The 26,251-nt window shown below is 73.9% G+C and carries 21 protein-coding genes; 14 read left to right on the top strand and 7 right to left on the bottom strand.

What is annotated here, in order from left to right:
- The first annotated feature begins 70 nt into the window (after window positions 1–70).
- The 8 genes from ACIGO6_RS01665 to ACIGO6_RS01630 all read left to right on the top strand — a co-directional run bounded on the left by ACIGO6_RS01665 (window position 71) and on the right by ACIGO6_RS01630 (window position 10,039).
- Complete coding sequence (locus ACIGO6_RS01665; RefSeq protein WP_399869911.1) at window positions 71–1,168, top strand: DUF3344 domain-containing protein; 1,098 nt, start codon at window positions 71–73, stop codon at window positions 1,166–1,168.
- Window positions 1,169–1,212: 44 nt separating this feature from the next.
- On the top strand, window positions 1,213–2,409 hold the full coding sequence (locus ACIGO6_RS01660; protein ID WP_399869909.1) for a glycosyltransferase: 1,197 nt from the start codon (window positions 1,213–1,215) through the stop codon (window positions 2,407–2,409).
- On the top strand, window positions 2,406–3,878 hold the full coding sequence (locus tag ACIGO6_RS01655; protein WP_399869907.1) for an exopolysaccharide biosynthesis polyprenyl glycosylphosphotransferase: 1,473 nt from the start codon (window positions 2,406–2,408) through the stop codon (window positions 3,876–3,878). Before ACIGO6_RS01660 ends, ACIGO6_RS01655 begins: the two co-directional genes overlap by 4 nt.
- 5 nt (window positions 3,879–3,883) lie before the next feature.
- Window positions 3,884–5,227 (top strand): O-antigen ligase family protein, encoded by a 1,344-nt coding sequence (locus ACIGO6_RS01650; protein WP_399869905.1) that lies wholly within the window; start codon window positions 3,884–3,886, stop codon window positions 5,225–5,227.
- Between the two features lie 308 nt (window positions 5,228–5,535).
- Window positions 5,536–7,473: a lipid II flippase MurJ gene (locus ACIGO6_RS01645; protein WP_399871555.1), complete on the top strand. Its 1,938-nt coding sequence runs from the start codon at window positions 5,536–5,538 to the stop codon at window positions 7,471–7,473.
- Window positions 7,457–8,221: a polysaccharide deacetylase family protein gene (locus tag ACIGO6_RS01640; protein WP_399869903.1), complete on the top strand. Its 765-nt coding sequence runs from the start codon at window positions 7,457–7,459 to the stop codon at window positions 8,219–8,221. Before ACIGO6_RS01645 ends, ACIGO6_RS01640 begins: the two co-directional genes overlap by 17 nt.
- A gap of 1 nt (window position 8,222) precedes the next feature.
- Window positions 8,223–9,374 (top strand): glycosyltransferase, encoded by a 1,152-nt coding sequence (locus tag ACIGO6_RS01635; RefSeq protein ID WP_399869901.1) that lies wholly within the window; start codon window positions 8,223–8,225, stop codon window positions 9,372–9,374.
- Window positions 9,371–10,039: a lipopolysaccharide biosynthesis protein gene (locus ACIGO6_RS01630; RefSeq protein ID WP_399869899.1), complete on the top strand. Its 669-nt coding sequence runs from the start codon at window positions 9,371–9,373 to the stop codon at window positions 10,037–10,039. Before ACIGO6_RS01635 ends, ACIGO6_RS01630 begins: the two co-directional genes overlap by 4 nt.
- Window positions 10,040–10,086: 47 nt before the next feature.
- Here ACIGO6_RS01630 and ACIGO6_RS01625 read toward each other — a convergent pair whose 3' ends face one another.
- Entirely contained in the window at window positions 10,087–11,367 is a 1,281-nt protein-coding gene (locus tag ACIGO6_RS01625; RefSeq protein WP_399871552.1) for a glycoside hydrolase family 26 protein, read from the bottom strand.
- 189 nt (window positions 11,368–11,556) lie between these two features.
- Between ACIGO6_RS01625 and ACIGO6_RS01620 the strand changes: the two genes are divergently transcribed.
- Both ACIGO6_RS01620 and ACIGO6_RS01615 read left to right on the top strand, forming a co-directional pair.
- On the top strand, window positions 11,557–12,840 hold the full coding sequence (locus ACIGO6_RS01620; protein WP_399869897.1) for an ATP-grasp domain-containing protein: 1,284 nt from the start codon (window positions 11,557–11,559) through the stop codon (window positions 12,838–12,840).
- Entirely contained in the window at window positions 12,840–14,108 is a 1,269-nt protein-coding gene (locus ACIGO6_RS01615) for an NAD(P)-binding domain-containing protein (protein ID WP_399869896.1), read from the top strand. The genes ACIGO6_RS01620 and ACIGO6_RS01615 overlap by 1 nt, the downstream gene beginning before the upstream one ends.
- 120 nt (window positions 14,109–14,228) lie before the next feature.
- Here the strand turns inward: ACIGO6_RS01615 and ACIGO6_RS01610 are convergent, their stop codons facing one another.
- The 4 genes from ACIGO6_RS01610 to ACIGO6_RS01595 all read right to left on the bottom strand — a co-directional run bounded on the left by ACIGO6_RS01610 (window position 14,229) and on the right by ACIGO6_RS01595 (window position 20,439).
- The gene (locus ACIGO6_RS01610; protein WP_399869894.1) at window positions 14,229–15,140 is read right to left on the bottom strand and encodes a chaplin family protein; all 912 of its coding nucleotides are present in this window, start codon (window positions 15,138–15,140) and stop codon (window positions 14,229–14,231) included.
- A gap of 221 nt (window positions 15,141–15,361) precedes the next feature.
- Entirely contained in the window at window positions 15,362–16,252 is an 891-nt protein-coding gene (locus ACIGO6_RS01605; RefSeq protein ID WP_399869892.1) for an ABC transporter permease, read from the bottom strand.
- Complete coding sequence (locus ACIGO6_RS01600) at window positions 16,249–18,900, bottom strand: CocE/NonD family hydrolase (RefSeq protein WP_399869890.1); 2,652 nt, start codon at window positions 18,898–18,900, stop codon at window positions 16,249–16,251. The genes ACIGO6_RS01605 and ACIGO6_RS01600 overlap by 4 nt, the downstream gene beginning before the upstream one ends.
- A gap of 114 nt (window positions 18,901–19,014) precedes the next feature.
- Complete coding sequence (locus ACIGO6_RS01595) at window positions 19,015–20,439, bottom strand: APC family permease (protein WP_399869888.1); 1,425 nt, start codon at window positions 20,437–20,439, stop codon at window positions 19,015–19,017.
- 343 nt (window positions 20,440–20,782) lie between these two features.
- On the opposite strand from ACIGO6_RS01595, the gene ACIGO6_RS01590 reads away from it, so the two are divergent.
- Window positions 20,783–21,667 (top strand): hypothetical protein, encoded by an 885-nt coding sequence (locus ACIGO6_RS01590; RefSeq protein WP_399869886.1) that lies wholly within the window; start codon window positions 20,783–20,785, stop codon window positions 21,665–21,667.
- A 75-nt stretch (window positions 21,668–21,742) separates the two neighbouring features.
- Here the strand turns inward: ACIGO6_RS01590 and mmsA are convergent, their stop codons facing one another.
- Window positions 21,743–23,245 (bottom strand): CoA-acylating methylmalonate-semialdehyde dehydrogenase, encoded by a 1,503-nt coding sequence (mmsA, locus tag ACIGO6_RS01585; RefSeq protein WP_399869885.1) that lies wholly within the window; start codon window positions 23,243–23,245, stop codon window positions 21,743–21,745.
- Window positions 23,246–23,953: 708 nt separating this feature from the next.
- Here mmsA and ACIGO6_RS01580 point away from each other — a divergent pair.
- Window positions 23,954–24,145, top strand: a complete 192-nt coding sequence (locus ACIGO6_RS01580; protein WP_399869883.1) for a helix-turn-helix transcriptional regulator — start codon at window positions 23,954–23,956, stop codon at window positions 24,143–24,145.
- A 51-nt stretch (window positions 24,146–24,196) separates the two neighbouring features.
- Window positions 24,197–24,799, top strand: coding sequence for a GNAT family N-acetyltransferase (locus ACIGO6_RS01575; RefSeq protein WP_399869881.1), 603 nt, complete (start codon window positions 24,197–24,199; stop codon window positions 24,797–24,799).
- Here ACIGO6_RS01575 and ACIGO6_RS01570 read toward each other — a convergent pair.
- Window positions 24,786–25,823, bottom strand: coding sequence for a zinc-dependent alcohol dehydrogenase family protein (locus tag ACIGO6_RS01570; RefSeq protein ID WP_399869879.1), 1,038 nt, complete (start codon window positions 25,821–25,823; stop codon window positions 24,786–24,788). The two genes, ACIGO6_RS01575 and ACIGO6_RS01570, sit on opposite strands and share 14 nt — an antisense overlap.
- Window positions 25,824–25,999: 176 nt before the next feature.
- Here ACIGO6_RS01570 and ACIGO6_RS01565 point away from each other — a divergent pair, with 176 nt between their 5' ends.
- Entirely contained in the window at window positions 26,000–26,239 is a 240-nt protein-coding gene (locus ACIGO6_RS01565; protein WP_399869877.1) for a heavy-metal-associated domain-containing protein, read from the top strand.
- The last annotated feature ends 12 nt before the right edge of the window (window positions 26,240–26,251 follow it).

Raw genomic sequence — 26,251 nt, 5'->3', positions numbered from 1 at the left:
AGGCGGATGCATCGTGCTCGTACCGCTGCCCACCGCCACCACCACCTGCTCCGAAAGGGCACCGACGGTCATGCGCCAAACCCTGGGTCAGCGGCTACGCAGTGCGACGGTGGGCGTCCTCGCCCTCACCTCCCTGTGGGCACCCGCCGGCTCCCCGGCGGCGGCGCCGGCCGCACCGCCCGCGCCCGAGGCGGCCGACCTCCCGTTCGCCCAGCGGTACACCGCGCTCCAGCACGGTGACATCGTCCGCGCGGCCAACACCTCCATCAGCTGCCGCACCGCCGAGGCACCTTCGTGCCCGGGCGTACAGGCGGGCGGCGCCGGGGTGAACGGCGGCTTCGACATGTTCTACGTCGACGCCGACCGCGACCCGAACACCTACAACTCCTCCCACGCGGAGGTCCGCCTGCCCGTCGGTTCCCGGGTGACGTACGCACGCCTGTACTGGGGCGGCAACCTGCGCGTGGGCGAGCAGAAGCCCGCGGCGGACAACGGGCGGGTGCTGATCGCCGAACCCGGCGGGGAGTACAAGGAACTCCTCGCCGACACGGTCGTCGGACACCGCGTGACCGAGAGCGCGGACGCCTTCCAGGCCTCGGCGGACGTGACGCGGCTGGTGCGGGACAGCGGGCCCGGGCTGTACACGGTGGCGCAGGTCAACGTCGCCATGGGCAGGTCGGCGGCCGGCGCCTGGGGCGGCTGGACGCTGGTGGTGGCGTACGAGAACCCGGCGGAACCGCTGCGGCACCTCGCGCTCTGGGACGGCTTCGCACCGCTGCGGTCCCGCCCGGCGGAACTCCGGCTGCGCGGCCTGCGCTACCCCGCGGCCGCCGGGGGCAGTGTGGGCCTGGTGGCGTACGACGGCGACCGCGGCACCGGCGGCGACTCGCTCACCGTGACCACCGGGGGGGCCGGTGGCGGCCCGGTCTCGTTCACCGATGCGGCCAACCCTGCCGACGACGTCCTGAACTCCACCGTCGGCGGGCCCGGGGGCTCCGCCCCGACGCGGGTGCCGGCGTACGCGAACACGCTCGGCTACGACTCCGACGTGTTCGCTCTCGCGGGACGCCTGCCGCACGCCGGTGACGACGCGACCGTCCGGCTCACCTCCGAGCGCGACGCGGCGTGGGCGGGTGTGCTCTTCGCCGCGGTCGACGCGCGGCGGTGAACGCCGCGCCCCCCGTCCCCAGCGCCTACCCGAGCGAGGAAGCCGTGGCCCCCTCCCCCTCCGGCCGCCGGCCGCGGGTCCTGCACGTCACCCAGCCGGTGGACGGCGGGGTCGCGCGCGTCGTGACGGATCTGGTCCGCGAACAGGTCGGGCACGGCCTGGACGTCACCGCGGTCTGCCCCGACAGCGCCCTCACCGCCCGGCTGCGGGCGCTCGGCGCACAGGTGCGGTCCTGGCGGGCGACGCGGTCGCCGGGGCCGGCGCTCGTGCGGGAGGTACGGCAGCTCGCCCGGCTGGTCGACGAGGAGCGCCCCGATCTGGTGCACGCGCACAGCGCGAAGGCCGGGCTCGCCGCGCGGCTCGCGGTGCGCGGGCGGATCCCGACCGTGTTCCAGCCGCACGCCTGGTCGTTCGAGGCGGTCGGCGGGGGCACCGCCGCCCTCGCGCTCGGGTGGGAGCGCTGGGGGGCCCGCTGGGCCACGCGGGTGGTGTGCGTGAGCGAGGCCGAACGCGTGACCGGCGTGCGCGCCGGGATCAGCGGCCGGTGGACCGTCGTCCCCAACGGCATCGACCCCGAGCACTACCGGCCGACCGCCGCCGACGCCGTACGGGCGCGGCTCGCACCGCTCGCCGGTGTGTCCCCGGCGGCGCCGCTCGCGGTCTGTGTGGGACGGCTGTGCCGGCAGAAGGGTCAGGACGTCCTGCTGCGGGCGTGGGACGCCGTCGTGCGCAGGGTGCCCGCCGCCCGTCTCGTCCTGGTCGGTGACGGACCCGACCTCGACCGGCTGCGTCCGGACGCCCCCGCCTCCGTGCTGTTCACGGGAGCCGTCACCGACGCCGCGCCCTGGTACCAGGCCGCCGATCTCGTCGTCCTGCCGTCCCGCTGGGAGGGCATGGCGCTGGCCCCGCTGGAGGCGATGGCCTGCGGGCGGCCGGTGGTGGTCACGGACGTCGACGGCGCCCGTGAGAGCCTGCCGTCCTCCCTCACCGCGCGGTGCCTGGTCCGGCCCGAGGACCCGGCGGAGCTGGCCGAGGCCGTCACCGGACTGCTGCTCGACCCGCCGCTGCGCGCATCCCTCGGCGACCGGGGCCGCCGGCACGTGCTGTCCCTCCACGACGTACGGCGCACCGCCGCGCAGATCGCGGACGTCTACCACGAGCTGCTCGGCACCCGGCCCGCCGGCCACCGGACACCACCGCACGTCGAGTCCACCGAGCACAGGGAGTCCATCCACTCGTGACTGCCGAACGTACCGTGCCCTCCCCCGGCGCAACGCCACGGGGCCACGGATTCTCATCCCTCTCATCCCTCTCATCCCTCTCTCCCACCTCTTCCGGCTCCTCCGTCTCCGTCATGCCGCCGCTCGGCAACGCCACGGGCTCACGGTTGCCCGCCCCGCGGCGCCCGGCCCGGCCGCCCTCTCCCCTTCCGCTGATCGCCGCGGACGCGGGCGCCGCGCTGCTGGGCGCGTCGGTGCTCACCGGCGCGCACGGCCACCCGCTGGTCGTCGCCCTGCTGATCGCGGCGTCACTGCTGCTGCGCCCGCGCGCCGGCCGGCCACCGGTGCCGGGGCTGCTGGAGGAACTGCCCGCCGTGTGCGGCCGTATCGCCGTCGCCTGGCTGTCGTCCGCCGCGCTCTGGGCGGCGTACCGGCCGGAGCACGCGCTGTCCGCCGGCACCGTGCTGACCGGCCTCGCCGTGCAGGCGACGGCAGGCTGTGTGCTGCGCGCGGCCGTGCACGGGCGGCGGCGCGCCGCGCTGCTGCGTCACCCGCACGCCGCGCTCGTCGTCGGCCCGGCCGCCACCGCGCAGCGCGTCGCCGCCGCCGTGCTGCGCCATCCGTCGTGCGGGGTGCGCCCGGTGGGGATCGTCGCCGAGCAGCCGGACGGCACCGAGGGGATCCCGGTGCTGCGGACCGGCGAGGAGGTCGAACGGGCCGTCATCCAGAACGGGGTGCGGGCCGTGCTGGCGGTCCACCCCTCGGTACGCGCCGAACAGGGGCCGCTGCTGCGCACGCTGGCCGAGTCGGGGTGCGTGGTCTGGGAGGTCGACGCCGACTCCCCGTCGTACGCCGCGGCGGGACGGCTGGCCGGGTTCCCCTGCCGACGCCTGAACCTGTCCCCGGCGCGGCGCGACGGCGCGGGCAAGCGGATGCTCGACATCGTCGTGTCGGGAACGCTGCTGCTGATGGTCAGCCCGCTGCTGCTGGTGTGTGCGGCGGCGCTGCGGATCAGTGACGGGCCGGGCGTGGTGTTCCGGCAGGAGCGCATCGGCCGGGGCGGAAAGCCGTTCACACTGCTGAAGTTCCGTACCCACCGACCGGTCGACGAGCACGAGTCGGCGACCCGGTGGAGCGTGGCCAACGAGAGCGAGATGCGCTGGTTCTGCCGCATGCTGCGGCGCACCTCGCTCGACGAGCTGCTCCAGCTGTGGAACGTGCTGCGCGGAGACATGAGCCTGGTCGGACCGCGGCCCGAACGCCACTACTTCGTCTCGCAGTTCAGCCAGACCTACCCGGGTTACGCGGCCCGCCACCGCATGCGGACCGGCATCACCGGCCTCGCGCAGGTCCACGGACTGCGCGGCGACACGTCGATCGAGGACCGCTGCCGGTTCGACAACGCCTACATCGACGACTGGTCGCTGTGGCAGGACATCTGCATCCTGCTGCGCACCGCGGTCCTGCTGGTCCGTCCGACGGGGAGCTGACCGACGTGAGCCTCGCCCTCGCACCGCTGCCGCGCCGTGCCGCCGCGCTGGTGCCGGTCCTGCCGCTGGTGGCGGTCCCGGCGCTGCTGGCCCTGCCGCCGACGGGGGACGGTGCGGGGCCCGCCGACGTGGTCTCCGGGCTGGCGGTGGCGTACTGCGTGGTCCTGCTGCTGCGCGAGCGGCGGCGGCCGCTGTCGACCGCCGCGGTGCTGGTGCTGGGTCTGCCGGTGGTGGGGATCGCGCTCGCCGCGGTGGGGGCGTCCTCGCCGGAGGCCGGGCTCGCGGGCATGGGCCGTTATCTGCAGGTCTTCGTGCTCGTCCCGGCGGCCGTGCTGGTGCTGGTCCGACACCGGGCCGACTTCCGGGTGCTGGCCTGGTCGGTCGTGGGGCTCGCGCTGTGGCAGGGAGCCGTCGGCGTGCACCAGTACGTCACCCGCAGCGGCGCCTCCTACCAGGGCGAGGACATCCGGGCGGTCGGCACCTTCGGCGCCCACGACGTGATGGGCATGGCGTCGGCGGTCTCCCTCGGCCTGGTGTGCGCGGTCGGGATCGCGCTGGGCCGGGCACCGGTGTGGCATCGGGCGACCGCGGCGGGCTGCGCCCTTCTGCTGCTGGCGCCGCTCGCGGTCTCCTTCAGCCGGGGTGCCTGGATCGCGACCGCCCTGACGTGCGCCGTACAGCTGGCGCTGGCGGGGGTGCGGCGCGCGCTGAAGGTGGCCGCGGCCCTGGCCGCCGCGGGGGTGATCCTGATGGGCGGGCTCGGCGTCGGCACGGCGCAGCTGCAGGAGCGGATCGACAGCATCACGCAGGTCACCGACTCCCCCGACCAGTCCGTCATCGACCGGTACAGCCTGTGGTCGTCGGCCACCGGCATGTGGCGCGAACACCCGTTGACCGGCGTGGGCCTGAAGAACTTCCCCGCCCACCGCGACACCCACGCCACGCTGGCGCTGTCGTCGGGCAGCGACATCGAGGGCGCCGGGGCGGATTTCGAGCGGCAGGCGCTGCTGTCGCCGCACAGCATGTACCTGCTGGTGCTGAGCGAGCAGGGCCTCATCGGACTCGTCACGCTGGTCGGAAGCTGGCTGGCGCTGCTGGTGTGCGCGGTGCGCCGGCTGCTGCGCGTCCGGCGTCTCGGCCCGGGCCTCGACTGCGGGCTCGTCGCCTGCGGGCTGCTGGTCTGGCTGCTGACCGACTTCGTCTACGGCGACATCGGCGGCCCCTCGACCGTGCTGACCGCCGTGGGCCTGGGCCTCGCGGCGTGGTGGGCGCTGGCCGGCGTCGAGCGGCGGGACACGGTGCGGCGGGGCGGCGTACCGGAACGCGTCGAGGAGGCCGTGGCGCGATGACGGTGCTGCCCTCACAGACCCCGGGGCCGGAGACGGCCGGGGCGGAGCCGGACGAGCTGGCGACGGACGGCTCGGAGACCGACGGCCGGGAGACGGCCGGGCTGACGACAGACGCCCTGACTGCGGACGCCTTGACTGCGGACGGCCTGACTGCGGACGGCCGGGAGGCCAACGGCCAGGAGACCAACAACCTGACGCCGGCCGGCCGAAAGGCGGACGACCTGAAGACCGACGACCCCGAGGCCGATGGCCGGGTGCCCGACGGGCCGGCGACCGTGCCCGCGGCGCGGGCGTCCGGCCCGGGCGGTATCGGGGCCGAAGCCGGTGTCGGGGCCGGGGCCGGGGCCGGTGTCAGTGTCGGGGCCGGTGTCGGAACCGGAATCAAGGCCGGAGCCGAGGCCAAGGCCGGGGCCGGTGTCGACACCGGGGCCGGGGACGGAACCGGCGTCGAGACTGGGACCGGAGTCGGAACTGGGACCGGCGTCAAAGCCGGTGTCGGGGCCGAGACCGGAGACGGGGCCGAGACCGGTGACGGGCCCGACACGGCTGGGGCCGAGACCAAGGCCAGGGCCGGGGCCGGGACCGAAGCCAGGGCCGGGACCGAGGGCAGGGCCGGGACCGAGGGCAGGGCCGCGGCCGAGGTGGACACGGGGTCGGGGGCGCCCTCTCGGAAGTTTCTCGCACGGGCCACGCTCGTCACGGCGTCGTTGTCCATCGCCGGCTCGTTGCTCGGCCTGGTCCGCGACCAGTCGCTGGCGCGGCTGTTCGGCGCCGGGAGCGACACGGACGCCTTCCTGGTCGCGTGGACCGTGCCGGAGCTGGCCGCCACGCTGCTGATCGAGGACGGGCTGGCCCTGGTGCTGATCCCGGCGTTCAGCCTGGCGCTGGCCCGCCGCGCCCGGGGCGCCGCCGGTGACCCGGTCCGGGCCCTGGTCGCCGCCACCCTGCCCCGGCTGTGCCTCGCCCTGGCCGCGGTGGCCGCGCTGGTCGCCTTCGCCGCTCCCCTCCTGGTCCGGGTCCTGGCGCCCGGCCTGCCCGACCCCCGACTCGCCGTCGACTGCACCCGGCTCACCGCGATCAGCCTGCTGGCCTTCGGACTCGCCGGGTACTGCAGCGCCGCCCTGCGCGCCCACCGCCGCTTCTTCGCGCCGGCGGCGATCTACGTCGCCTACAACACGGGCATCGTCGCCGCGATGTTCCTGCTCGGCGGCCGGTGGGGCGTACGCTCCGCGGCGGTCGGCGTCGCGGTGGGCGGCCTGCTGATGGTGGCGGTGCAACTGCCGTCGCTGTGGCGGCAGCTGACGTCACGCACGCCGTCCGCCGGCGGGCCCGCGGCCGGGGCGGACGTCGCGGAGCGGCCGATGCGGCTCGCCCTGGTCGCCGCCGTGCTCCTGTTCGCGCTGTGCCGCCAGTCGCAGGTCCTCGTCGAGCGCTTCCTCGCCTCCTCCCTGCCCGCCGGGGCCATCTCGCACCTGAACTACGCGCAGAAGGTCGCCCAGATCCCCATGACCCTCTCGCTGATGGTGTGCACCGTCACCTTCCCCGTGGTCGCGCGGGCCCTCGCCGACGGGGACACCGCACGCGCCCGCGCCCGGGTGGAACGGGACCTGGTGCTGGCGTCCTGCGTCGTGCTGCTGGGCATGTGCGCGGTGCTCGCCTGCGCCCCGCAGATGATCGAACTGCTCTTCCAGCGCGGCGCGTTCACCGCGAGCGACACCGTGGCGACGGCCGACGTGATGCGGGTGTACGCGCTCGGCCTGCTGGGCCAGACGCTGGTGGGCGCCCTGGTCCGCTCGTACTTCTCGGCGGGCCGCCCCAGCTGGTACCCGGTCGGGGTGATGGCCGCGGGCATCGCCGTGACGTCCCTGATCGGCGCCCTGGCCGTACGTCCCTGGGGGGTGGCGGGGATCGCCGCCGCCAACGCCCTCGGCATCACCGTCACGGCCGCCCTCCTGCTCGCCGGACTGCGCACGGCCCGGCGCAGCGACCCGCACAGCGTGTCGGTCCGCGTCCGGCAGGTCCTGGCCGAGCTGAGCGGCCCCGTGGCCGCCACGGTCGCCGCCACCGTCGCCGGGGCGTTCGCCGCGAGCCGGTGCTCGTCCCCGGTGGCGGGCCTCGCGGCCGGGGCGCTGACCGTGACCGCCGTCTTCGTCCCGCTCGCCTGGGCCCTGCGGCCCGGTTCCCCGTCCGCACTGCGCTCCGTACGCACCGTCACACGAAGGCTCCGCCATGGCCGCTCCCGTTGATTCCGCACAGACCGGCAGACTCCCCGCCCCCCGCCCGGGCCCCCTGCCGTGGGTGGCGATGTACCACTCGGTGGGCGACTGCTCGGACGACCCGTACCGCATCACGGTCACCCCCGCCCGGCTGGGCAGCCAACTGGCCTGGCTGTCCCGGCACGGGCTGCGCGGCGTGTCCGTCGCCGACCTGCTCGCCGCCCGCGCCCGGGGCGAGGGGCGGGACCTGGTCGGGCTGACCTTCGACGACGGGTACGCCGACTTCCTCACCGGCGCCCTGCCGTTGCTGCGCCGCTGGAGGTGCGGCGCCACCCTCTTCGTACTGCCCGGACGGCTCGGCGGCGACAACGCCTGGGACCCGCTCGGCCCGCGCAAGCCGCTGCTGACCGCGGACGGCATCCGGCAGGCGGCCGCCGAGGGCGTGGAGATCGGCTCGCACGGGCTGACCCACGTCGACCTCACCCAGGCCGACGACCTCGCACTCAAGACCGAGACCGTCGAGAGCCGCGCCCTGCTGGAGGAGCTGACCGGCACCCGCGTCGACGGCTTCTGCTACCCGTACGGCACCATCGACGCCCGCGCCGTCGAGGCCGTACGGGACGCGGGGTACGCCTACGCCTGCGCCATCGACCCCGGCCCGCTGACCGGCCGGCACGCCCTGCCGCGCGTCCACGTCGGCCAGAACGACACGGCCTGGCGCCTGTTCCTCAAGCACCGGCTGCACCGCCTGCGCCGGCGCCCGGTGGAGGGCCTGTGAGATGAGAGCCCTGCACATCATCACCGGCCTCGGCGTCGGCGGGGCCGAGCAGCAACTGCGGCTGCTGCTGCGCCACCTGCCCGTCGACTGCGACGTCGTCACGCTCACCAACCCCGGCGCGGTCGCCGAGGGCCTCAGCGCCGACGGTGTCCGGGTCGTGCATCTCGGCATGGGCGGCAACCGGGACCTGACGGCGCTCCCCCGGCTGGTCCGGCTGATCCGCGCCGGCGGCTACGACCTGGTCCACACCCACCTGTACCGGGCCTGCGTCTACGGCCGGCTCGCCGCCCGCGTCGCCGGGGTCCGTGCCGTCGTCGCCACCGAGCACTCCCTGGGCGACTCCCAGATGGAGGGCCGCGACCTGACCGCGGGGGTGCGCGCGCTGTACCTCGCCAGCGAGCGGCTCGGCTCGGCGACGGTCGCCGTCTCCGCCACCGTCGCCGACCGCCTCAAGCGCTGGGGCGTCCCCGCGCCCCGTATCGAGGTCGTCCCGAACGGCATCGACCTGGACCGCTTCCGCTTCGACCCGGAGCGGCGCGAACGCACGCGCCGGCGCCTCGGACTGCCCCCGGGCGCGTTCGTCGTCGGCGGCGTGGGCCGGCTCGCCCCCGGGAAGCGGTTCGACGTCCTCGTCCACGCGCTCACCCGGCTCGGGGACGACCACTGGCTGCTGCTGGTGGGCGGCGGCCCCGAGGAACACGTCCTGCGGCGCACCGCGCACGAGGCGGGCGTGGCGGGCCGCGTCCTGTTCACCGGCGAACGCCCCTACCTCACCGACGGCTCCCCGGGCCCCGACCTGCCCTCGCTCACCTCGGCGATGGACGTGTTCGCGTCCCCGTCCGCGGAGGAGGCCTTCGGCCTGGCGGCCGTGGAGGCGCTGGCGTCGGGCCTTCCCGTGCTTTACGCCTCCTGCCCGGCGATCGAGGACCTGCCGCCGTCGGCCACCGCGCGGCGCGTGCGCGGCGGCCCCGAGGAGTACGCCCGCGCGATCGCCGAGGTGCGCGCGGCGGGCACCCGGCCGCGCACGGCCCCCGAGGTCACGCACCGCTACAGCATCACCCGCAGCACGGCCCGCCTCATGGACGTGTACGCGGCAGCCGTCTCCCGTTCGCCGTCCTCCTCCTTCTCACCCCTCGGAGCAAGCCCGTCATGACCGACACTCCGACCCGTAAGCGCCTGAAGCCCCTGGCTCGTCTCAAGAGGCTGCCGTCCTGGTCCGCGCTCGTGGCCGGCACCCTCCTCGGCGGCCTGCTCGGCGGCGCGTACGGCATGCTCACCCCCGTCACCTACACGGCCACCAGCTACCTGGTCGCCGTACCGACCTCGAAGTCCACCCCGGAGGCCGCGCGGGGCTTCGCGCAGGCCTACGGCCGGGTGGCCACGCAGCTCGCGGTGCTCGGGGACGCGCAGGTGTGGGCGGGCGTGCCGGTGCGGACGCTGCAGGACCAGGTGCGCACGGCGACCTCGCCGGACGCTCCGATGGTCGCCGTCTCGGCCAGCTCCGCGCGGCCGGGGCAGGCCGTCGACATGGCCAACGCGGTCGCCCGCGCGCTGAAGCAGCACGCGGACCACACCAAGAGCAGCACCCAGGTCCGGCTCGTGCAGTTCTCGCGGGCGGTGAAGCCGAGCGAGCCGGCGTCCGCGTCGCCCGCGGTGACCACGCTGGTGGGGGTGAGCGCGGGCGGGTTGCTCGGCGGGCTGGCGCTGCTGGCCCGGCCGCGGCGCACCGGCCGGGACGAGGCCCCCGCCCCTGGCCCCTCGGTGCCGGGCCCCGCCACCGCCACCGCCACCACCGCCGCCGTGTCCGGAAAGCGGTGACAGCGGTGACGGCGGTGACGGCGGTGAGCCCGGTGGCGGGAGGTGCGCTAGTCGGTGCGCGACCACCAGTCGAAGCGCAGGCAGAGCCGGCCTCCCAGCCAGTACTCCACCCAGTCGCCCAGGTCCAGCGGCGTGCAGTCCGCCGGGGGCTCGGGCGCGGTCGGCACGGGATCGGTCGGCGTGGGTGTGGGCTTCGGCGGGGGTGTGGGCTTCGGCGTCGGTGCGGGCGTCGTCCCGTCGGTGCGGCCGGTGAGGACGGACCGGTAGACGCGGGACGAGTCCGGGTTGTCGTCGCACTGCCACACACCGTGCGGGCAGTAGTCGGTCAGCGTGTTGTAGAGCGGTCTGTGCTCGTCGATCCAGGCGAGCATGCGCCGCATGTACTCGGGATTGTCGCCGTTGCGGAAAAGCCCCCATTCGGGATAGGAGATGGGTTTCCCGTGGGCCTTGGCGAAGTCCACCTGTGCCTGGAGGCCGTAGGGCTCGCTCACCTGCCGGTCGAAGGACAGCCCGGCCGGCTGGTCGTAGGAATCCATGCCGACGATGTCGACCACGTCGTCCCCCGGGTAGCACTCCGTCCAGGGAACGGCGTCCTGGCCTCGGCTCGGCGTGAAGTCGAACCGGAACTTCTGGCCCGGCACCGCGCGCATGGTGGTGACGATCCTCTTCCAGTACTTCTTCCAGGCCTCCGGGTCCGGTCCGCACCGGTGGGTGTACGTGGTGCCGTTCATCTCCCAGCCGAGCACCAGGACCGTGTCCGGCACCTTGAGCCGGACCAGCCGCTCGGCCAGGGCACGGAAGTGGTGGTCGAACTCCCCGGCCGCGCCGCGCCGCAGCAACTGCCGGACCTCGCGGTCGGGGACGCCCTCCTCGTTGCGCTCCTGCAGGGGCACGTTGAGGACGAGCATCCGGTCGTCCTTCTCGTTGCGCCAGTCCGCCCAGGCCTCGAGGAAGTGGATGTCACCCTCGATGTCGCTCCAGCGGTTGCCGGGCAGGTAGGTGTGGCCGACGCGCAGCTCCGCACCGCCCAGCCAGCGGCTGAGCTGCTCCATGCGGGCGACGCCATGGGCGTCGGACCGGAGGAAGGCGCCGAAGGCCGGGGTCTCCTCGCGCGGCACCGGCGTGGTCGCCGAGGACGTCGTCGACGGGGTGGGAACGGCCGGGCGCGGGTCGGCGACGCTCACCACCTCCACCCCCGTCGCGTGACCGGCCGCCAGGGCGGCCGACACGGCGACCGCCGCCGCGCCCACGAACAGCCTGCGGACCCGAGTCCGTCCGTGCATTCGTCTGTGAGTCCGTCTGTGCGTTCGTCTGCGCTGTGGAGCCATTCCCGCCATTTCCGCTCCTTTCCTCGCTCTGGTCCGCCTTCTGACCCGGTTTTCGTTATTGACGATCAGTCATATGAAGTCACGCACAGGAAATCCGGTGGCGCCACCGCCCCTGGGGCTTTCGAGTGCCGCACTCGCCCGTGCGGGTGAGCCGAGTCGTCCGAAAGAACGGGAAGAAAGAGAGAGTTCGTGTCACAGCTCGACACCCGCGTCCCCGCCGTACTGCTGCGGATCGACCGGAATCCCTTTCACCACGGAACGCTGGGCGCCGTGCGTTCGCTCGGCCGGGCGGGGGTGGAGGTGCATGTCGTCGCCGATTCGGCGGGCAGTCCGGTCACCCGGTCGCGCTACGTACGCCGGATGCACCCTCCGCCGCTGCCGGGCGCGTCCGCGGACGAGATCCTCGCCGTGCTGCGCCGGGTGGCCGGTCATGTCGCGTCCCCTGCCGTCCTGGTCCCGATGGACGACGCGAGCGCGATCGCCGTGGCCCGCATGCGGGCCGACCTCGCGCCCTCCTACCTCCTGCCCGCGATGCCCGCGGAGCTGGCCGCACGCGTCGCCGACAAGGCCGAACTGGCGGCCGTGTGCGCGTCCGCGGACGTGCCGCATCCGGTGACGCTGATCCCGGACAGCCCGGAGCGGGCCGCCGACGACGTACGCCGGCTCGGACTGCCGGTGGTGGCGAAGTGGAGCCGGCCCTGGCTGCTGCCGGCCGGCAGCGGGCTGCGCAGTACGGTGCTGGTGCGGTCCGCACAGCAGGCCCGTGAGCTGCACCGGCGCACCGAGGAGGCGGGCAGCCGGCTGCTGCTGCAGGCGTATCTGCCGCCGGGGCCGAACCGGGACTGGTTCTTCCACGGCTACGCCGACCACTCCGGCGCCGTGCGCGCGGGCGGACCGGGCCGCAAGCAACTGTCCTGGCCGCGGGGCGCGGGCCTGACCGCGGTGGGCCACTGGACGCCCAACCCGCAGGTGCGGGCGGCGGCCGAGCGGCTCATCGGCGCACTGGGCTACCGGGGCGTCCTCGACCTCGACTTCCGCCGCTGCGGCGAGACGGGCCGCTACCACCTGCTCGACTTCAACCCGCGCCCCGGCGCCCAGTTCCGGCTCTTCGCGGACAGCGCGGACCTGGACGTCGTACGCGCGCTGCACCTGGACCTGACGGGCCGTCCGTTCCCGGACGGGCTCCCGAGGGCGGGGCGGGCGTTCGTGGTGGAGAACTACGCGCCGCTCGCCGCGCTGCGTCCGGCGCCGAACGGACGCGAACTGGCCTGGTACGCCCGGGACGACCGCGGTCCCGGGCGGGCGATGTGGGCCCTGTGGGGCCGTCATGTGGCCGGCCGGCTGCGGGAACGGCTGGCCGCGCCGAAGCCGGCACAGGAAACACGGGCGGCACACGTGCCTCACCCGACCCCCGGGGCGGCCTCGGTCTCCCCGGCCGACAACCCGACCGACAACGAGAAAGCGAGCAGCTGATGATCTACGACCTTCTGGTGGTGGGCGCGGGTCCGTACGGTCTGTCGATCGCGTCCCACGCCGCTGCCGCCGGCCTGAATCTGCGTGTGTTCGGCCGGCCCATGGCGTCCTGGCGGGACAACATGCCCGGCGGCATGTTCCTGAAGTCGGAGCCGTGGGCGTCCAACCTCTCCGACCCGCAGGGACGCTGGCGCCTGGACGCGTACTGCAAGGAGCGGGGGATGACGGCACGTCACGCGCAGCCGATCCCGGTGGAGGAGTTCGCGCAGTACGGCCTCTGGTTCGCGCGCCACGCGGTGCCGGAGGTGGAGGAGCGCACGGTGACCCGGGTGGCGGCCGGCCCCGACGGCTTCACCGCCCTCACCGAGGACGGCGAGGTGGTCTACGCACGGACGGTGGCGCTGGCGGTCGGTGTGATGCCGTTCATCGAGGTGCCGCCCGCCCTGCGCGGACTGCACCCCTCGCTGGTGACGCACAGCAGCCACCACAACGACCTCACCCCCTTCCGCGGCAAGGACGTCACGGTGATCGGCGGCGGCCAGGCGGCGCTGGAGACCGCGGCGCTCCTCGCCGAACAGGGCACGCGGGTGCGGGTGCTGGCGCGTGCGGAGCGGCTGCGCTGGAACGACGTGCCGCCGCCCTGGGAGCGTCCCTGGTGGCAGTCGGTCCGTTCCCCGCACAGCGGCCTCGGCCCGGGCTGGCGGAACTGGTTCTACTCCGAGCGCCCCGGCCTCTTCCGGACCCTGCCGCAGGCGACGCGGGCCCGCATCGCGGCCACGGCGCTGGGCCCGGCGGGTGCCTGGTGGGTGCGGGACCGGGTGGAGCGGGCGGTGGAGCTGCTGCCGGGCCACCAGGTCACGGCGGCCTGCGCGGTGCCGGGCGGGGTGCGGCTGGACACGGTGAGCGTGACGGGTCTGGTGCGCACCCTGGAGACCGAGCACGTCGTCGCGGCCACGGGGTTCAAGCCGCGTTGCGACCGGATGGGGATGCTCGCCGCCGAGCTGTGCGGGACGCTGGCGGTGCTGCCCGACGGCTCGCCGGCGACCGGGCGCGACTTCGAGTCCTCCCACCCCGGGCTGTTCCTCGCGGGCCTGGTGACCGCCTCCGGCTTCGGCCCGGCCATGCGTTTCGTGCAGGGCGCGACGTTCACCGCGGCGACCCTCGTCCAGGGGGTACGGCGCCGGCTGCGGGCGACGCCGGCGCGCGGCAAGGTCCCCGTTCCGGGAGCCGGCAGCCGGAGCGGGTCGCCGACGCCCGTGAGCCACTGAGGCACGACGAAGCGCCCCCGTACCGACCCGGCCACCTCGTGGGGTGGCTCGCGTCGGGACGGGGGCGTCGTGGTGAGGGGCGTGGGCGCCGGGCGGGTCGCGTCCGGCGCCCGGGAGCGGCTACCGGCGTGCCGCGCTGCGGCCGCGGCGGTACAGCACCGCCCCGCCCATGAGCAGGGCGGCACCGGCGGCCGACGCCACCAGCATGCCCTCGCTGCCGGTCTCGGCCAGGTGGGGCGGCTCCTCGGGCACCTCGACGCCGACCGAGGGCGGCGTGTCCACGACGCGGGTGGGGGGCGGCGGGGTGGCGGGAGTGCCGGTGGTGGGGGGCGTCATCTCTTCGGTGCCGTAGCCGGTCTCCTCGTTGTAGCAGGAGTTGCCGTACGTGTCGTTGAGCACGGAGGCCACGTTGACGGCGTTGCCGCACACGTTCACCGGCGCGTGGACCGGCGCCTGGATGACGTTCCCGGACAGCAGACCGTAGGCGCCCTCGGAGGTGCCGACCGCCTCGCTGCCGCGGGTGGAGGAGGTGCCGTACGAGGACGCGTAGGCGTCCTGCGAGGTGTTGCCGCAGGAGTTGCCGTACGTGTCGTTGAGCGCCGCGGCCACGTTGACGGCGTTGCCGCACACGTTCACCGGCACGTTGACCGGCGCCTGCACGACGTTCCCGGACGCCACACCGTCGGCGTTCTCGGAGGATCCCACCGCCTGGCTGCCACCGGCGCGGGAGCCGGTGGTCGAGGACTCCGACGAGGACGCCGCCGAGGAGGCGGCCGAGGGGACGCCCTGCGAGGTGTTGCCGCAGGAGTTGTCGTGGGTGGAGTTGAGGGCCGCGAGGGCGTTGACGGCGTTGCCGCACACGTTCACCGGCGCGTGGACCGGCGCCTGGATGATGTTCCCGGACGCCACACCGTCGGCGTTCTCGGAGGTCCCCACCGCGATGGAGTCGGCGAGGGCGGGAGCGCTCGTCAGGGACAGAATGCCCGTGGCGGCGGCCGCCGCGAGCACTCCCCTGCTCAGGGTCTGTCGCAATGTGGTTATCTTCCTGCTTGGTGAACTGTGAAAGCCGGCCTCGGCACGAAAATCGACATCCAAGGCCGGCCCTGTCATAGCCGGGGGCTGTGCGGGCTCGTGACGTCGCGTGCCCTACTGCTACAACAACCCGACGGATGAGAAACGGTTTCGCAGGTTCACCCGGTTGGACCGCATGACAACGGGAAAAGCAGGAAAGGAGAAGAGGCGGCAACGGCCGCTCAGGACACCACGTCCTTACGGGCGAAACCCCGGAAGGCCAGCGCGAACAGCACGAGCGCGTACGTCACGGAAATCGCCGTGCCCTGCATCATGCCCGCCCATTCGGGACGCGGCTGGATGGCGTCCGCCCAGGCGAACTGCCAGTGCGCCGGCAGGAAGTCGCGCCAGTGTCCGAGGGCCGTCACGGCGTCCAGGACATTGCCGACGATGGTCAGGCCGACGGCTCCGCCGACCGCGCCGAGCGGGGCGTCGGTCTTCGTGGACAGCCAGAACGCGAGGCCCGCGGTGACCAGCTGCGAGACGAAGATGTACGCCACGACCACCACCAGGCGCTGCGCCGCCGTCCCGGGGGCGAGCGAACCGCCGGTGGGGATCGCCAGCGGCCCCCAGCCGTAGGCGACCGTGCCGACGGCGAGGGCCACCAGCGGCAGCAGCACCATGGCGGCGAGGCTCAGGCCGAGGCCGACGGCGAGCTTGGAGGCGAGCAGCCGGGCGCGCGGCACCGGGGCGGCGAGCAGATAGCGCAGGGAGGACCAGCCGGCCTCCGAGGCGACGGTGTCCCCGCAGAACAGGGCGACGGGGATGACGAGCAGGAAGCCCGCCGAGACGAACAGGCTCACGGCGGCGAAGTTGGCGCCGGACGCGGTGGCCGTGTCCATCAGCGTGATCCGGTCGTCGGGGCCGTCGGGCTCGCCGCCGATGGCGAAGGCGACGACGAGGACGAACGGCAGCAGGGCGAGGATCGCGCCCATCACCAGCGTGCGGCGCCGTTTGAGCTGACGCACCAGCTCCACCCGCAGCGGCAGGGTGCGGCCCGGCCGGTAGCCGGCGGCGGCCTCGACGGGCTCGGCGCGTCCGGGCTGCGGGTCTCGCTCGGTGAGCGTGCTCATGCGGAACCTCCGATCAGGGTGAGGAAGGCGTCCTCCAGGCGGCGGTGCGGGCCCACCGAGGACACCGGCACCTCCAGCCGGACCAGCTCCGCGACCAGGCGGGCGGCGGTGCCGTCGGCGTCGAGCCGGACCAGGAGCCCGTCGTCGGTGCGCACGGCGGAGGCGACGCCCGGCAGGGCGGCGACCTTCTCGGCGACGGGCTCCTCCACGGGCACGTCCGTGCCGACGAGGAGGGTGTCGCCGAAGCCGACGATCTCACCGACCGGGCCCGCCTGGACGAGCCGGCCGCGGTCCATGACCACCAGGTGGGTGCAGGACTGCTCGACCTCGGAGAGGAGATGGCTGGAGACGATGACGGTGCGGCCGCCGGCGGCGTACCGGATCATCACCTCGCGCATCTCGCGGATCTGCGGCGGGTCGAGGCCGTTGGTCGGCTCGTCCAGGATGAGCAGGTCGGGCAGGCCCAGCATGGCCTGGGCGAGGGCGAGCCGCTGGCGCATGCCCTGCGAGTAGGTGCGCACCGCGCGGGCCAGCGCGTCGCCGAGGTCGGCGATCTCCAGGGCCTCGTCCAGATGGGCGTCCTCGGGCGGGCGGCCGGTCGCCCTCCAGTACAGCTCCAGGTTCTCCCGGCCGGACAGGTGCGGCAGGAAACCCGCGCCCTCGACGAAGGCGCCGACCCTGGACAGCACCGGGGCGCCCGGCCGGACGGCGTGACCGAAGACGCGGATCTCCCCGGTGTCCGGCTTGATCAGGCCCATCAGCATGCGCAGGGTGGTCGTCTTGCCCGCGCCGTTGGGACCGAGCAGGCCGAGGACCTGGCCCTTCTCCACGCGGAAGGACAGCTCCCGCACCGCGTACCGGTCGGCCGACCCGGCGTACCGCTTGCCGAGGCCGGTGATCTCCAGGGGGACCGCGGCGAGCGCCGGGTCCGGGGCCGGGGGGGCGGTGCGGCGGCGTCCGGTGAGCAGCAGGAGCAGCGCCACGACGGCGCCGGCGAGCGGCAGCCACCACACCCACGCGGGCAGCGGGGCGGCGGCGGTGGTCACGCCGGGTGCGGTCGGCACCTGGAGGTCGCCCTTGAGGGAGACGGTGTAGGTCGCGGGGGCCGCCGGGGAGGCGTACCCGAGGTCGGTGGAGGCGAGGACCAGGCGGAGCCGGTGGCCCTTCTCCACCTCGTGGTCGATCGCCGGGAGGGTGAGCGTCACGTCCCGGCCGGCCTTGGCGTCCTCGACGCGGACGGGCGTCACCAACTGGGCGGGCAGCACCTGGCCGGTGCCGTCCGGGCCGACGTCGTACACCTTCCCGAACAGCACGGCGTCGTCGGTGGTGGACCGGACGTGGACGGTCACGGTGGGCGAGCCGGTGATGTGCAGGTCGTCGCCGACGGGGGCGGAGTCGAAGCGGGCGTGCTGGCCGGGGAAGTCCAGCGACACCCCGACGCCCAGCGAGGAGAGCTGGGCCAGCCCGCCGGAGCCGCCGAGTCCGGGCAGGGCGGAGACGGCGGGCGGGTTGGCGCCCGCCGGGTTGTCGAAGCGCTGCTCACGGCCGCCGAGGTCGATGGTCCGCCGTCCGCTGTCCAGGCCCGGGTACCGGTCGGCGCTCGCGCCCCGCAGCTGGGCCCGGCCGTCGGTGGAGTCGACGCCTCCGGTGCGGGTGACGCGGAAGGCCGGGCCGGTGTCGGCGCCCTTGTCGTCCTTGAGGTAGCGGTCGAACCACTCCTGTACGCGGCTGCGGACGCGGTCGGTCTCCATCTCGCCGCCGTCGTGCCCGCCGGCGATCCAGTCGACGTCGACGGGAGCGCCGTTCGCCCGGATCGCCTTCGCCGCCGCGTCGGCCTGGCCGAGCGGGAACAGGGAGTCGGTCTGGCCCTGCACCAGCAGGGTGGGCACCTTGATGCGGTCGCCGACGGCGGACGGCGAGCGGGCCTGGAGCAGCGAGCGAGCCTCGGGGTCCGGCTGCCCGGACTCGGCGACCCGTTCGTACATCCGGCACAGCCGGTCCTCGAACTCGGCGCAGCCGCCGCCGGAGTTGACGAAGATGCCGGCCCACAGCTTCTTGAACACGCCGTTCGGGAACAGGGCGTCCGCGAGGTTCCAGTACGTGACCGCCGGGGCGATGGCGTCGACCCGGCCGTCGTGTCCGGCGGCGAGCAGCGCGACCGCGCCGCCGTACGAGGCGCCGGCCATGCCGACGCGCGGGTCGCCCTTGCCGTCCAGCAGCACCTGCGGCTGCTTCGCCAGCCAGTCCAGCAGCCGTGAGACGTCGGTGACCTCGCCCTCCGGGTCGTTGAGCCCGATCTTCCCGGTGGAGCGGCCGAAGCCGCGCGCCGACCAGGTGAGCACCGCGTACCCGTCCCGGGCCAGGCTCTCCGCCTGCTCCCGGACGTCGGCCTTGCTGCCCCCGAAGCCGTGCGCCAGCAGGACGGCCGGGCGGCGGCCCTCGGCGCCGGCCGTGAAGTACGAGGTGTCCAGGCGCACCCCGTCGGCCACGGCCACGGCCCGGTCGGTGCGGTGCACCGCGGGCGCGTCGTCGTCGGCGACGGCCGTCCACGTACCGGCGCCGGCGAGCACGACGACGGCGGCCGCGGCGGCGAGCAGCCAACGCGGCCGCCGCAGCAGCCCGCGCACTCGGGGCAGTCGAAGATCCATGCGCCCAACGGTACGGGCCGCCGCCGACAACCGGAGCAGTCCGGAGGCTGAACCCTCGCACCTCCTACGGAGGTACGGGGACCCCGCCGCGTACCGCAGGCGCGGTAGGGCAGGTCACGGCCGGGCGGGCTCGCGGACGTCCTCGGGGACCGTCACCAGCCAGCGGGTGTCGCGGCGCGGGCGCAGGTACAGGGCCCAGTACAGGGTGGCGACGGCGGTGATGCCGCCGGTCCACAGCAGGTAGTCCGTCTCCTGCTGGGTGAGGATGTAGGCGAGGACCACGATCAGCACCACGGGCACGACGGGCCACAGCGGCATCCGCCACGCGTGCGCGTGCCGGTGGGCACCGCGCCGGGAGAGCAGGGCGGCGACCGCGACGAGCAGGTACATGCCGGTGACGGAGACGCCCGTGACGCCGTACAGCGTGTCCAGGTTGACGTAGCACAGCGCGGCGCCGGGGACTCCGACGGCGAGGGTGGCGACCCAGGGGGAGCCGAACCGGCCGAGCTTGGCGAAGAGGTGGTTCACCGGCTCGGGCCAGGCCTTGTCGCGGGCGGAGGCGAACAGCACGCGCGAGTTCTGGATGACCATCACGATGCCGGCGTTGACGATGGCGAGGGCTACGCAGAGGCTGACGAAGGTGCCGACGGCGGAGTTGGACCAGGCGGTCACCATCGAGCCGATGTCGCCGCCGGTCAGCTCGGCCAGGTCGGAGGCCCCGAGCGTGATGGCGACGACCGGGACCAGGATGATCACGGCGGAGATGCCGAGGGTGGCGAGCACCGTGCGGGCGACGTTGCGGCGCGGGTCCTCCAGCTCCTCGGAGAGGTAGACGGCGGTGGAGAAGCCCTGGGTGATGAACAGGGCGATGGCAAGCCCGGAGACGACCAGCATGCCCGTCACGGGGTCCGCGCCGCCGTCCGCGCCGGCCACCTCCATGGAGGCCAGGCTGCCGAGGCCGCGCTCGCCGTGGGCGAAGCCCAGCACCGCGACGACGGCCGCGGCGATGACCTCCAGCACCAGGAAGACGCCGGTGATCCAGGCGTTGGCGCGCAGGTCGAGCAGACCGGCGAGGGTGGCGAGCAGCATGACGCCGGCGCCGGCCAGGGAGGGGTCGAGGTGCAGGATCGGTTCGAGGTAGTCGGCCGTGCCCATCGCGATCACCGGCGGCACGATCATGACGACCAGCAGGGACAGCACGAAGACCAGCCAGCCCGCCAGCCGCCCGGCCATCGTCGAGACCATGGCGTACTCGCCGCCCGCGCTGGGGATGAGGGTGCCCAGCTCCGAGTAGCAGAACGCCACGGCGATGCAGAGGAGGGAGCCGATGGCGATCGTCAGGGCGGTGGCGGTGCCGAGCGAGCCGAACAGGTCGGGGACGACCACGAACAGCGTGGAGGCGGGGGTCACGCACGAGAGGGTCAGCAGCGTGCCGCCGACGACCCCGATGGAGCGCTTGAGCGTCCGGGCGTCCGGACGGTCCGGGAGATCCGGGGGAACTGCGGCAGCGGTCTCGGCGGGGCGGAGCGTGTCGGTCATGCAGCGGTTCCGATCGACTCGTGCGGCGTGGTTCGGGCGGGAGCGCTATCGCCTCCGGCGGCTTGGTCGTACGTCGTTCTCGTCCGCTCCCGGCGCAAGATGGAATCCCGACGAAAACCGCTGCGTCAATGGCTGTTCACCTACGGAATCCGTTGATCGGAGACGGCTGAACACCTGGAATCGCATCAGAGCCCGGTGAAAGAGCGCCCCTTGAGGCGTACGGGAACCGTAGGTAACGGGATGGAAAAACGTGCCGCCATCCGGCATGCGGACGCTGTCGGTGGAGCCCGGTAGAGTCCCGGACACAGAGAGAACACAGGTTCACAGCAACGGGTGGGGACTCATGAAGCTGAGGTACACCGCGGCCTGGGTGGGGCTGACGGCGGCGGCGATGATCACGGCCACCGCGTGCGGCTCGGGCGACACCAAGACGGCCACCGACACCGCGACCGAGAGCGCGACGGAGACCGCCGACAAGGCCACCGACAAGGCCGGATCCCCGGCCAACATGGTCATGGCGGCGCTCTCCCGCGCCACCGACCGCACCGAGGAGCTGGGCTCCGCCGAGGTCAGGACGACGACCGACCTGGGCACCGGCGAGCCGATCTCCATGGACGGCACGTACTCCTGGGGCGACGGCTACGCGCTCGACGTCGAGATGGACGCCGAGGCCGCGCAGATGCAGGAGCTCACGGACTCCCCGACGGTGCGCACCCTCTTCGTGGACGGTGCGTACTACTACGACATCGACCCGCAGCCCGCCGGCCCGCTAGAGGGCAAGGAGTGGATGAAGATCGACGGGTCGGCCGTGTTCGGCGAGTCGGGCGCCGCGGCGATGGCCGGCGGCGGCGGTGGCAGCCCGGCCGCCTCCATGAAGGGCCTCGAGTACGCGAGCGACGTCGAGGACCTCGGCAAGGAGACCGTCAACGGCAAGCCCACGACCCACTACCGGGCCGTCCTCGACCAGGAGGACATGGGCAAGTTCAAGGAGGCCTTCAGCGGCGCCGACAGCCTGCTCAACTCGGCCACCGGGGGCGGCTCGATCACCATGGACATCTGGGTGGGCGACGAGGACCTGCCGGTGCGCCTGAAGCAGGAGTTCGGTGCCATGAAGGTCACCATGGACTTCGACAAGTGGGGCGCCACCCAGGACATCGTGGCCCCGCCCGCCGACCAGACCGGCGACCTCACCGAGGAAGTGATGGAAGCCGGGACGCAGCAGGGCTGAGCCCGCGTACGGCGGTGCCCCCGCCCCACCCCGCGCGGGTGGACGGGGGCACCGTGCGTCTCGCGGCGGCCCGCCTCAGTGGTTGCGCGGGAAGCCCAGGTCCACGCCCGCCGGGGCGTCGGACGGGTCCGGCCAGCGGGTGGTGACGACCTTGCCGCGGGTGTAGAAGTGCGTGCCGTCGTTGCCGTAGATGTGGTGGTCGCCGAAGAGCGAGTCCTTCCAGCCGCCGAAGGAGTGGTAGCCCACGGGGACCGGGATCGGCACGTTCACGCCGACCATGCCGGCCTCGATCTCCAGCTGGAAGCGGCGGGCCGCACCGCCGTCCCGGGTGAAGATCGCGGTGCCGTTGCCGAAGGGGGAGGCGTTGATGAGCGCCACGCCCTCCTCGTACGTGTCGGCGCGCAGCACGCACAGGACCGGGCCGAAGATCTCGTCCTGGTACGCCTTCGCGGTGGTCGGCACGCGGTCCAGCAGGGAGATGCCGATCCAGTGGCCGTCCTCGTGGCCGTCGACCGTGTGGCCGGTGCCGTCCAGGACGACCTCGCAGCCCTCGGCCGCCGCGCCCTCGACGTAGGACGCCACCTTGTCGCGGTGGGCCTTGGTGATGAGGGGGCCCATCTCCGACGTCGGGTCGTTGCCCGGGCCGATCTTGATCTTCTCGGCGCGCTCGCGGATCTTCTCGACCAGCTCGTCGCCGATCGCACCGACCGCGACGACCGCGGAGATCGCCATGCAGCGCTCGCCGGCCGAGCCGTAGGCCGCGGACACGGCCGCGTCGGCCGCCGCGTCGAGGTCGGCGTCCGGCAGCACCAGCATGTGGTTCTTGGCGCCGCCCAGCGCCTGGACGCGCTTGCCGTTGGCGGAGGCGGTGGTGTGGATGTACCGGGCGATCGGGGTGGAGCCGACGAAGGAGACCGCCTTGACGTCCGGGTGCTCCAGGAGGCGGTCCACGGCCACCTTGTCGCCGTGGACGACGTTGAAGACACCGTCGGGCAGACCGGCCTCGGAGAGCAGCTCGGCGATCTTCACGGCGGCCGACGGGTCCTTCTCGCTCGGCTTGAGCACGAAGGTGTTGCCGCAGGCGATGGCGATGGGGAACATCCACATCGGCACCATGGCCGGGAAGTTGAACGGCGTGATGCCGGCGACCACGCCGAGCGGCTGCCGGATCGAGGACACGTCGACGCGGGTGGCGACCTGCGTCGACAGCTCGCCCTTGAGCTGCACGGTGATGCCGCAGGCCAGGTCGACGATCTCCAGGCCGCGCGCGACCTCGCCCAGCGCGTCGGAGTGCACCTTGCCGTGCTCGGCGGTGATCAGCGCGGCGATCTCGTCGCGGTGCGCGTCCAGCAGCGCCCGGAACTTGAAGAGGATCGAGGTCCGCTGGGCCAGCGAGGACTGGCCCCAGGTCAGGTACGCCTCCTTGGCGGCGGCGACCGCGGCGTCCACCTCCTCGACGGAGGCGAAGGCGACCTTGGTGGTGACCTCGCCGGTCGCCGGGTCGGTCACCGGCCCGTACGTGCCCGAGGCGCCTTCGGCGGTCTTGCCGCCGATCCAGTGGTTGACGATGTTCGTCATGACCGAGAACTCCTTCACAGATGGCGGCGACGGGTCGAGACGTGCCGTTGGTCCTGCTCACGGGCCGTGACCGCCGACGTTCGGGTCGCGGCCTGTGCCATGGGTCCATCCCAGCAGCCGGGCGCTTCGGGCGGGCCCGACACTGTGTATGCGGTTTGGGTGTCCGCGTAGACACGTGGGCGAGTGTGGGCGGCGCGTGCCCCTACGGGACGCGGGAACCTCCGGCGCGGAGCCGGTGCGAGCGGGGAGTCGGCGCTCGTGCTTCGCTCCTGCCAGGGCGAAGCGGCCTTCCCGCGCCGGAGGCGTTTCGTGGGGGAACCGGCGACGACGGGAGCGGACTTCGGCCCCCCGGCGATCAGGTCGTGCGCCATCGCGTTCCCCTTCGTGCCCGTCGTTGCCCGCCCGCCGATGCGTCTCCCCGGTTTCTAGCCCCGCGCGTGCGGCCTGTCAATGTTTTGTCCGGACATTCGGACGACATGGTCCGGTCGGCCGCGTACGCCTGTGTGGCACGCGTGTCACAAAGGCCGCCTTCCTGTCACGCATGTCACGCACCGACGGGTGTTCCGTCACAGCCGGGAACGGCCCCTGACCGCTCCCCGCCCGGTCTCGTTCACCCCCTACAGGCTTGGTGATCGCCGACACAGCACCCGGCTCCCCCCGGCGGCCGTCCCCGGTCGCCGCCGCGGTGCGCACAGGGAGGTGCGACCCGTGACCGACCGAAGGCTCTGGTCCTACCAGGACATCGCGGCCCACATCCGGGTACGGCCGGACACCGTGCGCTCGTACCGCAAGCACGGGCTCCTTCCCCCGCCCGACCACGTGGAGCGCGGGAAGCCCTACTGGTACGCGGACACGATCCGCGCCTGGGTGGCGTCCCGACCCCGCAACCGGAACCGGTAGGCCGGGAAAATCGTTCTCCGCCGCAGGGTCACGTGGGGCACAGTGCGGTGCATGGACTTCTCCCTGAAACCCGTCCTGACCGGTGACAGGACCGTGCTGCGACCGTTCACCGAAGCCGATGCCAAGCGGATGTGGGAGATCATCAACGATCCCGAGGTCCGGCACTTCACCGGCTCGCCGGGACGCGAGCTCACCCCGGAGCTGCTGCGCGACTGGTACGGCTCCCGCAGCGCACAGCCCGACCGGCTCGACCTGGCCGTCACCGATCCCGCCGACGGCGAACTCCTCGGCGAGGTCGTGCTCCACGAGTGGGAGCCCGAGAGCCGTACCTGCACCTTCCGCACGCTGATCGGCGCACGGGGGCGCGGTCGGGGCATCGGCACCGAGGCGGCCCGGCTGATCGTCGACTACGGGTTCGAGGCACTCGGGCTGCATCGCGTCCAGTTGGACGCCTACGGCTACAACCACCGGGCCCTGCGGGTCTACGAGAAGGTCGGATTCGTGCTGGAGGGAACGCGGCGTGAGGTGGAGTGGCGCGACGGGGCGTGGGTGGACGAGGTGCTGATGGCCGTCCTCGACCACCAGTGGGCCGTCCACCGCGGGCACCCGCAGGCCGACCGCGGGCACCCCGAGGCCGCCGTCACGGCTCGATGACCGTCACCCCCGCGCCGGGCTCCGTCCCCATCGCCGCCAGGGCCTGCGGGACCTCGTCCAGCCCGATGGTGGACGTCACCAGCAGGTCGGGCCGGAGCGCTCCGGCGCGGACCAGCTCCAGCATGGGCGGGTAGGTGTGCGCGGCCATCCCGTGACTGCCGAGCAGTTCCAGCTCCAGGGCGACCGCGCGGGCCATCGGCACCGGCGTGGTGCCGGTCGGTGAGGGCAGCAGCCCGACCTGCACGTGCCGGCCCCGGCGGCGCAGGCCGTTCACGGAGGCGGCGCAGGTGACGGGCGAGCCGAGGGCGTCCAGGGAAAGGTGGGCGCCACCGCCGGTCAGGTCACGGACCGCCGCCGCCGTGTCCGGCGTCGAGGCGGCGTCCACGCACTCGGCCGCGCCGAACGTCCGCGCCAGTTCCAGCGCCCGGGGCGACACGTCGACGGCGACGACCCGCGCGCCCGCCGCCGCGGCGATCATCACCGCCGACAGGCCGACCCCGCCGCAGCCGTGCACCGCCACCCACTCCCCCGCCGCGAGGCGCCCCTGCTGCACCACGGCCCGGAACGCCGTGGCGAACCGGCAGCCGAGCGAGGCGGCCGTCGCGTACGACATGCCGTCGGGTACGGCGACGAGGTTGACGTCGGCGTGGTCGAGCGCCACGTACCGGGCGAACGAGCCCCAGTGGGTGAAGCCGGGCTGGGTCTGCCGTTCGCACACCTGCTGGTCGCCCGCCGCGCACGCCGCGCAGCTTCCGCAGGCGCAGACGAAGGGCACGGTCACCCGGTCGCCGGGCCGCCATCCGGCCACCCGGTCGCCGACCGCCTCGACGACACCGGCGAGTTCGTGACCGGGCACGTGCGGCAGGGTGATGTCCGGGTCGTGCCCCTGCCAGCCGTGCCAGTCGCTGCGGCACAGCCCGGTGGCCTCGACCCGGACCACGACACCGTGCGGCGCGGGCGCCGGATCGTCGACCTCCCGCACCTCGGCAGGCTCCCCGAACCGCTCGAACACGACCGCGCGCATCTGCACCCTCACTTCCCTGTTCCCGGCTCCACGTCACACTTCTCACGGAAGGCTAAGCGGCTTCCATACCCCCTAGGGGTACAGTGGGGAGTGCGTGGTCCACACGCTGGATCACGGTACTCACGGGTACTCACTCACGGGTGCCCGCCCCCGCACGCCCCGACGAGGAGTAGGACATGACCGTTCAGACCGACACCCAGGGCTCCGTCACCACCGTCTACAAGGTGACCGGAATGAGCTGCGGACACTGCGAGGGCGCCGTCTCCGGCGAGATCTCCGACATCGCGGGCGTCGGCTCGGTGCAGGCCGTCGCCGCCACCGGCGAGGTCACCGTCGTCTCCGAGGCCCCCCTCGACGACGCGGCCGTGCGCGCGGCCGTGGACGAGGCGGGCTTCGAGCTCGTCGGCAGGATCTGAGCCCGGAGAGCC

Origin of the sequence: Streptomyces sp. NPDC053750 (assembly GCF_044544295.1) — a bacterium.
Lineage (GTDB): Bacteria > Actinomycetota > Actinomycetes > Streptomycetales > Streptomycetaceae > Streptomyces.
The sequence above is the reverse complement of the archived record's forward strand: the minus strand, read 5'-3'. Positions and strand labels throughout refer to the sequence as shown.